Annotated in this window: 3 protein-coding genes; all 3 read right to left on the bottom strand. The window is 72.4% G+C overall.

Annotation, left to right across the window (positions count from 1 at the left end; all coding sequences use genetic code 11):
• Positions 1-98: 98 nt before the first annotated feature.
• The gene (locus BLQ43_RS12630) at positions 99-3,455 is read right to left on the bottom strand and encodes an AsmA family protein (RefSeq protein ID WP_090021555.1); all 3,357 of its coding nucleotides are present in this window, start codon (positions 3,453-3,455) and stop codon (positions 99-101) included.
• Between the two features lie 139 nt (positions 3,456-3,594).
• A complete protein-coding gene (locus BLQ43_RS12625; protein ID WP_090021553.1) occupies positions 3,595-5,454 on the bottom strand; it encodes a methyl-accepting chemotaxis protein in 1,860 nt (619 codons plus the stop codon).
• A gap of 48 nt (positions 5,455-5,502) precedes the next feature.
• The gene (locus BLQ43_RS12620) at positions 5,503-6,471 is read right to left on the bottom strand and encodes a hypothetical protein (RefSeq protein ID WP_143006281.1); all 969 of its coding nucleotides are present in this window, start codon (positions 6,469-6,471) and stop codon (positions 5,503-5,505) included.
• Positions 6,472-6,671 lie beyond the last annotated feature (200 nt).

The raw sequence follows: 6,671 nt of genomic DNA, 5'->3' as shown, positions 1-6,671 counted from the left end.
CCGTTCTACGGCGATCTGCGGCCTTGTATTTCCGACGCGCAGATTCACGCACGAGCGAACGGATCATCCAATGATCCGTTCTACGGCGATCTGCGCTGTTATTCCCCGTACTCTTCGATCACGCCTTCGATGATGGAGTCCGCCTCGCCCGCATCGTTGGTCGCGGGCTGCTCCGGGGCCGGCGTCGCTTTCAGGTCGGGAAGGGCCGGCTTTTCCGGCGCGGGCCGTGGGGCCGGCTCGTTCGGCGCAGGCTGCCCCTCTCCCGTCGCGCCGTCGGCGTCCGGCACCGCGCCGATAGCGGGTCGATCCGGCGTGGGCCGGTCGGGCGCCACGGGGCCGATCGCCGGCTCTTGCGGCACCGGGCGTTGCGGCGCGACCTCGCCAATCGCCGGTTCGACCGGCTCGGGCGCGGATGTCGCTGGCGGCTCGGGGTCGGCCGCGCCCGCCTCGGGCAAGATGTCCGCCTCGGGCTCCGGCACGGTCACGGCAGGTTCCTGGGGCTCGGGCGCGGCGGCCTCAAGCGCCACGGACGGCGCATCCAGTGCGCCGGACAGGCGCGCCGTCAGCACCGGCTCGCCCCCTGCCCCGGCGTGCGTGACCTCGACCGTCGCGTCGGCCGCCCACGCCGGAAGGTCGGCGGTCCCTGTTAGGCTGGCGCGCGCGCCCGGGCCTGAAAGCGTCGTGTCGTTCGTGGCCAGCACGCCGCCGTCGAGCTCGACCGTCCCCGACAGCGCCGCCTCGCGCCCCGCAAAGGCATCGAGCAGGGCCGCCGGCCCGCCGGCGCGGTTACGGATCGCGGCGGCCGCACCCGGCGCCAGCGTGAGCTGCCCCGTGAGGCTCCCGCGCCCGGTCAAGCCCCGCACCAGCGCATCGGGCGCGCGGCCCTGGGTGCGCAGATTGGCGCGCAGCTCCACCGGCCCCGTCACCGGCTTGCCCGCGCCCAGGCCGCTCAGCACCGGGCCGATGCGAACGTCCCTGGCATGGCCCTGCGCCGTGAGCGACGGCGTCGTGCCGCCGCGCAGCTCGCCCGACAGCGTCAGCCGCCCGCCCGCGAGCCCGCCGGCGAAGCGGGACAGCGCCAAGCGCCCGTCGTCGACGCGTCCGCTCAGGCGTGCGTCCGTAACCGTGATCCCGCGGCCGAGCGGCACGCTGGTCGCCGTGACGTCCACGTCGGCCCCGTAGCCCGTCAGCCAGCGCGTGGTCAGCTCGCCGCCCCCGGCGGTCCAGGCACCCGCGACCAGTTTCCCGAGCGGCAGGCGCGGCGTGCGCAGGTCGGCGTCGAAAGCCGGCTGCTGCCCCTGCCAATCGGCCGAGAGGGTGCCCGACACGTCCATGGGGCCGAGCGTCCCGGCCAGCTTGTGCAGCGTCACCTCGCCCGGCGTGGCCGTGGCCTCGCCGGAGAGGTCCACGCGCGACAGCACGGGCGGCAGGCCAGGCGCGCCCGGCATGCGGCGCGCGAGCGCCGTCAGGTCGTCGTGGACCAGCTTGAGCGTGCCCTGAAAGCTGGGCGGCGTGGCGGCGGGCTGCAGCAAGCCACGCGCGGAAGCCAGTCCATTCAGGGCGTCCAACGTCAGGTCCACGGTGAGCCGCCGCGGCGGCCCTGTGATCGTGCCGCCCAGCGTCATGGCGCCGGCTCCCGGCGGGATCACGGCGTCCAGCCCGGCGAACGCGGCAAACCGCGCCGGGTCGTCGATCGACAGGTTGAGGTTGAGGTCGGCCTCGGGCTGGGTGCCGGCGAGCTTGTCGACCGTTCCGTCCAGATTGAGCGCGCCGCCCGCGAGGCGGCCGATCCGGCCCGTCTCGATGGTCAGCGTGCCGCGGTTGAGCGCGCCCTTGAGGCGCACCTCGCCGAATTTCCGGCCGCGGTAGACGAGACTGTCGGCGCGCAGGTCCAGGTTGGCGTCGAAGCGCCCGAACACCGCCATGACCTCGTCCAGCGGGCGCGCAGTGAGCGGCCCCAGGTAGCCGCCCAGGCGCAGCGTGGGCACGCGCAGCCCGATCCCGAAGCCCGGCCGGTCGCGCAGCGCAATGGCGATACCGCCCTCCAGCTCGGTGGTGTCGATGGCCCCGGCCATCTCGGTGAGCGTGACGCGCCCCGGAGCGGCCCGAATGTCGGCCGCGAGGTCGAGCCGGCGCAGGCGGTCCGCCGCCACCGCTTCCGGTTCCAGGTCCAGCCACCGCAGCGTCCGCCGCAGGCTGCTGGCCGCCACCTCGGCGTGACCGTCGAAGACCGGCGTGCCCTCGTTCAGCGCCACCCGGCCGCGCGCGCTGGCCTCGCCGCTGCCGGGCAGGAGCGCCGATGCCTCGGCGACGCGCACGCCGGCACCCGTCAATGCCACGTCCAGCTCGGTCTGGCGCATGAGCTGGCCGCGATAGGTCAGGCCGGCGACATCCAGGGTTACGCGGCCCTCAACGGCCGACAGCCCGGCGAGCCAGCGCCAGGCGCCGCGCGTCCACGGGATCGGAAGCGTGTCGTCGCCGTTGCCGCGGAAGCGGTCGAGGCTGAGGCGCTGCGCGCTGAGGGATGCGTCGAGGCCGAAGGGGTCGCCGAAGCGCAGCGTGGCGTCGCCCGACAGCTCCGCCTCGCCGAGCGCGAGCGTGAGCGAGTCCGCCCGCACGCGCTCGCCGTCGACATCGAGCTCGGCTTCGGCCACAAAGTCACGGGCGAGCGCCGGGTCCGCCCCGAGCCCGAAGCGATCCAGCATCCCGGCCAGCGTCGCACCGCGCGCCGAGACGGAAACTGTGGCGCTCGTCACCCGCCCGGCGCCCCGCCGCAGGCCGCCCGTCACCGTGGCGCGCGCGTCGCCCTCGGCGAGCCCGAGCTTGAGGCGGTAGGGCACGGTTCCGTCCGCCGCGAGCCGGCCCAGGCGGCCCTCCAAGGTCACGGGCGCGCCGCGCGCGGTGAAGCGCCCGTCGCCGCGGAACGGTCCCCGCAGCGTGCGGGCGGCGAAGCGGGCGTTGACGTTCTTCAGCACGCGGCGGTCACCGGATGCCAGGTCGCGGTGGACGACGCGCCCGTCCACCACATCCAGCGCCGCCACGCTCAGGTCGGACGGAAGGTCGCCGCGCCCCAGCCTGCGCCAGTTCGGCCCTTCGGGGCCGCCGGTTTCCAGCGTGACGCGGGGCTCGACAAGCTCCACCGCGTTGAGGCGGATGCTCCCCTGTAACAGCGGCGCCCACGCGAGTTCCAGGCGCAGCGCGCCCGCGCGCAGGATATGCTCCGCGCGCCCGCCCGGGGCGTTGGCGATGCGCAGGCCGTTCAGGGTGAGCGTGGGACTGGGCAGGACATTGACGTCGACACGGCCCGCAATGGCGACGTCGCGCCCCGTCGCGTCCGCCAGGCGCGCCGCGACGGTTTCCTTGTACGCCGTCCAGTCGATGAAGCGCGGGCCCAGCAGCACCGCCGCCACGAGCAGCACCGCGAGGCCGGCGAGGCCGTAGAGCAGTGTTTTCACGGGCGGTCCTTCGTCGCGGCCGCCGGGAGCAGCCGATCGTCGCGGTGGGCGTCCAACGCCGGGACGTTAATGCACCGTGCGGCAAGCGGCAAATCCGCCGTGCGGCCGTTCCCTCGGCGTGCCCCGCGCGACCGCCCCGTCAGCCCGCCCGGACTTCGTCCAGGAACGTCGTGACCTTCTGCTGCAGCGTGGAGGCCTGCTCGTCGATCGTCCGCGCGCTGTCGCGCACCTCGTCCGCCGCCGTGCCGGTGCGGTCGGCGGCCTCCGTGACCTCGGCGATGGTCTGGGAGACGTTCTGCGTGCCCTGTGAAATCTCCTGAATGTTGCGCGCGATCTCCTGCGTGGAGCTGTTCTGCTGCTCCATCGCGGAGGCGATTGAGCCCGTGGCCTCGTCCATCTCCTTGATGCTGGCGGTGACGGTCTGGATGGCGTTCACCGCCTCCCCCGTCTCCGTCTGCACGCGCGTGATGCGCTGGGAGATGTCCTCGGTCGCCTTGTGGGTCTGATTGGCGAGCGACTTGACCTCGTCGGCCACGACGGCGAAGCCCTTGCCCGCCTCGCCGGCCCGCGCCGCCTCGATCGTGGCGTTGAGGGCGAGGAGGTTGGTCTTCTCGGCGATGTCCTGAATCTGCTGGATGACGTCGCCGATCTCGTCGGCGGCCTCGCGCAGGGTGTTGACGCGCTCGCGCGCCTTTTCCGCCTCGCCGCGGGCGCTCTGGGCGGTGTTGGCGCCCTCGGTCACGCGCCCGGAGACCTCATCGATGGAGTGCGTGAGCTCCTGCGCCGAGGACGCGACGGTCTGGACGTTGGCCGCCGCCTGCTCGGCCGAGGCGCTGACCGTGCGCGCCTTGGTCTGCACGTCCTGGGCGACGGTCGCCATGTTCTGCGAGGTGGAGTCGAGCTGGCGGCCGGAGCTGGCCACCTGCTCCACGATGGCGCCCACCTCGCGCTCGAAGCGGTCGGCCATGTCGCGCAGCGCCTGCTTGCGCTCCTCGGCCGCACGCTTTTCCGCCTCTTCCTGCTCGCGCTTGAGGCGCTCGGCCTCTTCGGCGTTGCTTCGGAATACCGCCAGCGCCTGCGCCATCTCGCCGATCTCGTCGTTGCCGGCACTGGGAATACGGGAGCCGTAGTTGCCCTCGGCAAACTCGCACATGACGGCGATCATGCGCTTGAGCGGGCGCGAGATTCCGAAGACCGCATAGGCGATCACGAGCGCCGCCACGACGAGCACCACGGCACCGCCGACCCCGGCCTGAACCCACGCCTGTTGGTGCGCGTTGGCGCGAGCGGCCGCGTGCGCGGCTTGCAGCTGCTGCTTGCCGTACTGCCGCAGCTGCGTGCTCAGCCCATCGACGACCGTGGCGGACCGCTCGACGGCCTCGCGAAGCGCCCGGATACGCGCGCGCTCCTCATAGGCGAAGTTGTTCACGGCGGCCGTGTGGTTGTTCGCCTTCAGCGCGTCGATCGTGCGCTCGTTGGCCTCGGCGAAGAGCGTGAAGAGGCGTTCCAACTTCGTGCGCGCGCGCTGCAGCACCCCCAGCCGCCGGTCCGCCAAGCGGCGCTTGTCGGCCGCCACGCCCGCGTCGGTGAGCAACCCCGCGTTCTCGACCACGCCCGAGAGCGCCTTGACCTGATCCTGAAACGCGGCCAGGGCCTCCCGCGCCGAGTCGGTTTCGCGGCGGGTGGCCTCGACCAGCCCGGGGTCGCGCTTCAGCAGGCTGCGCTGGTGCACCGCGTTCACGCCGTCCACCTTGGCGCGCAGCTGGGCCATGCTGTCGTTCGTGTTCGCGACCACGGCGTTGACCGTGGCCGTGTGCGCGCGCCGGTCGTTGGCGTCGTCCAAAACCCGCGTCAGCAGGCCGTTGGCCGAAACCATGGTGTAGGCGTTCAGGCCGGCCAGCAGCACGATGGGCACGACCGCCAGGGCGATCACCTTGGCCGACAACCCGAACCGGCGCCCGGCGTGCGTGTGTCCGGCGCGTGCGCCTGCTGCGCTCATGCGGCCCTCCCTCGCTCCTGTCGTTCCGTGCTTGCCGGGGCGGTTGGCTCAGCCAGCGGTCAGCTTGGCCTCGATGCGGTTGAGCATCTCGCCGCACACGCGGACGACGTCGTAGACGTCCGAGGGGGTGCGCCCGACCGGCCTGTCGGGCACGGCCGCCGGGCTGTCGATGCCGAGTTCCGCCTTGATGGCGGTGGTGTCGGCCAGCAGCAGCCGCACCAGGGCTAGCACATCGGCGGGAGTCGGCGTCTCCGGCGGCTCCGGCGAGGGGGTCACGCCGCCCGGAATCGAAAGGTCCGGGGCGCTGGCCACGACCGCACGCATGTGCTCGGCCAGCCCGGCCACACGCTTGTAGACCTGGGCGGGAGTCTTTCCGCTGGACGGCTCCTCGACCGGCTGGCGTCCGGGCACGCCGAAGTGCTCGGCGAGCTTGTCCAGCTCGTTCGCCAGCATCTGGGCGCGGCGGTAGACATCGTTGGGGACGATGGCCGGAACGCCCAACCCGCGCAGCGCCGCCTGCACCTTGCGGACCTCGACGTAGACGTCGCTGGGCACGATGCCGTCCCGCAGGGCAGGCCGCTCCACCTCGGCCTCAATGCCGTAGACCTTGCGCAGCGTGCGCAGCTGCTTGAGCGTGCGCTCGGCCATCTCACCCACGTCGGCCGGGCGCACGTGCCGCACCGGCACGGGATCAAGCGACCGCCGCTCCAGGCCGTTGAGGTAGCGCAGGCGTTGGGTGGATTCGTAAACGCGCCGCACCTCCATCAACACGTGGCGGGGCTTGCGCCCCGACACCTCGGGCACCTCGGGAAGCTCGAAGTCCCGCAGATCCGCCCGGTACAGCAGCTCCAGCTCGGCCAGCATCGTCTCGGCGAGCCGGTGGACGTGCTTGGGCTTGGTCGTCTGGGCGTGGACCGGCCCTGCGACGCCGGCCGCGAGCACGGCGGCGAGCACCAGGGCCAGCCCCCGTCCGGCGGCCCGGCGACGATTGGTTCGGACGGCGGCACAACACGGCATGAGACGATCCCAGAGATTGTTTTAACAACAAATATCCGGTGTTGCTGCGTACAATTTATCGAACGCCTTCCTGGCCCTCAATACACGCGCGGATCATATGAAATCAACTGATAGTGAGAAGCAAGCCAAAGTTTATGCGTTTTTTGCGTGCATACGCGGGGTTGGCCCTGCGGCCATTCGCCGGCAACCGGCCAGGGCGC

It is taken from the genome of Limimonas halophila, from assembly GCF_900100655.1.
In the GTDB taxonomy this organism is placed as follows: Bacteria; Pseudomonadota; Alphaproteobacteria; order Kiloniellales; family Rhodovibrionaceae; genus Limimonas; species Limimonas halophila.
This window is presented reverse-complemented; position numbering and strand designations above follow the sequence as displayed.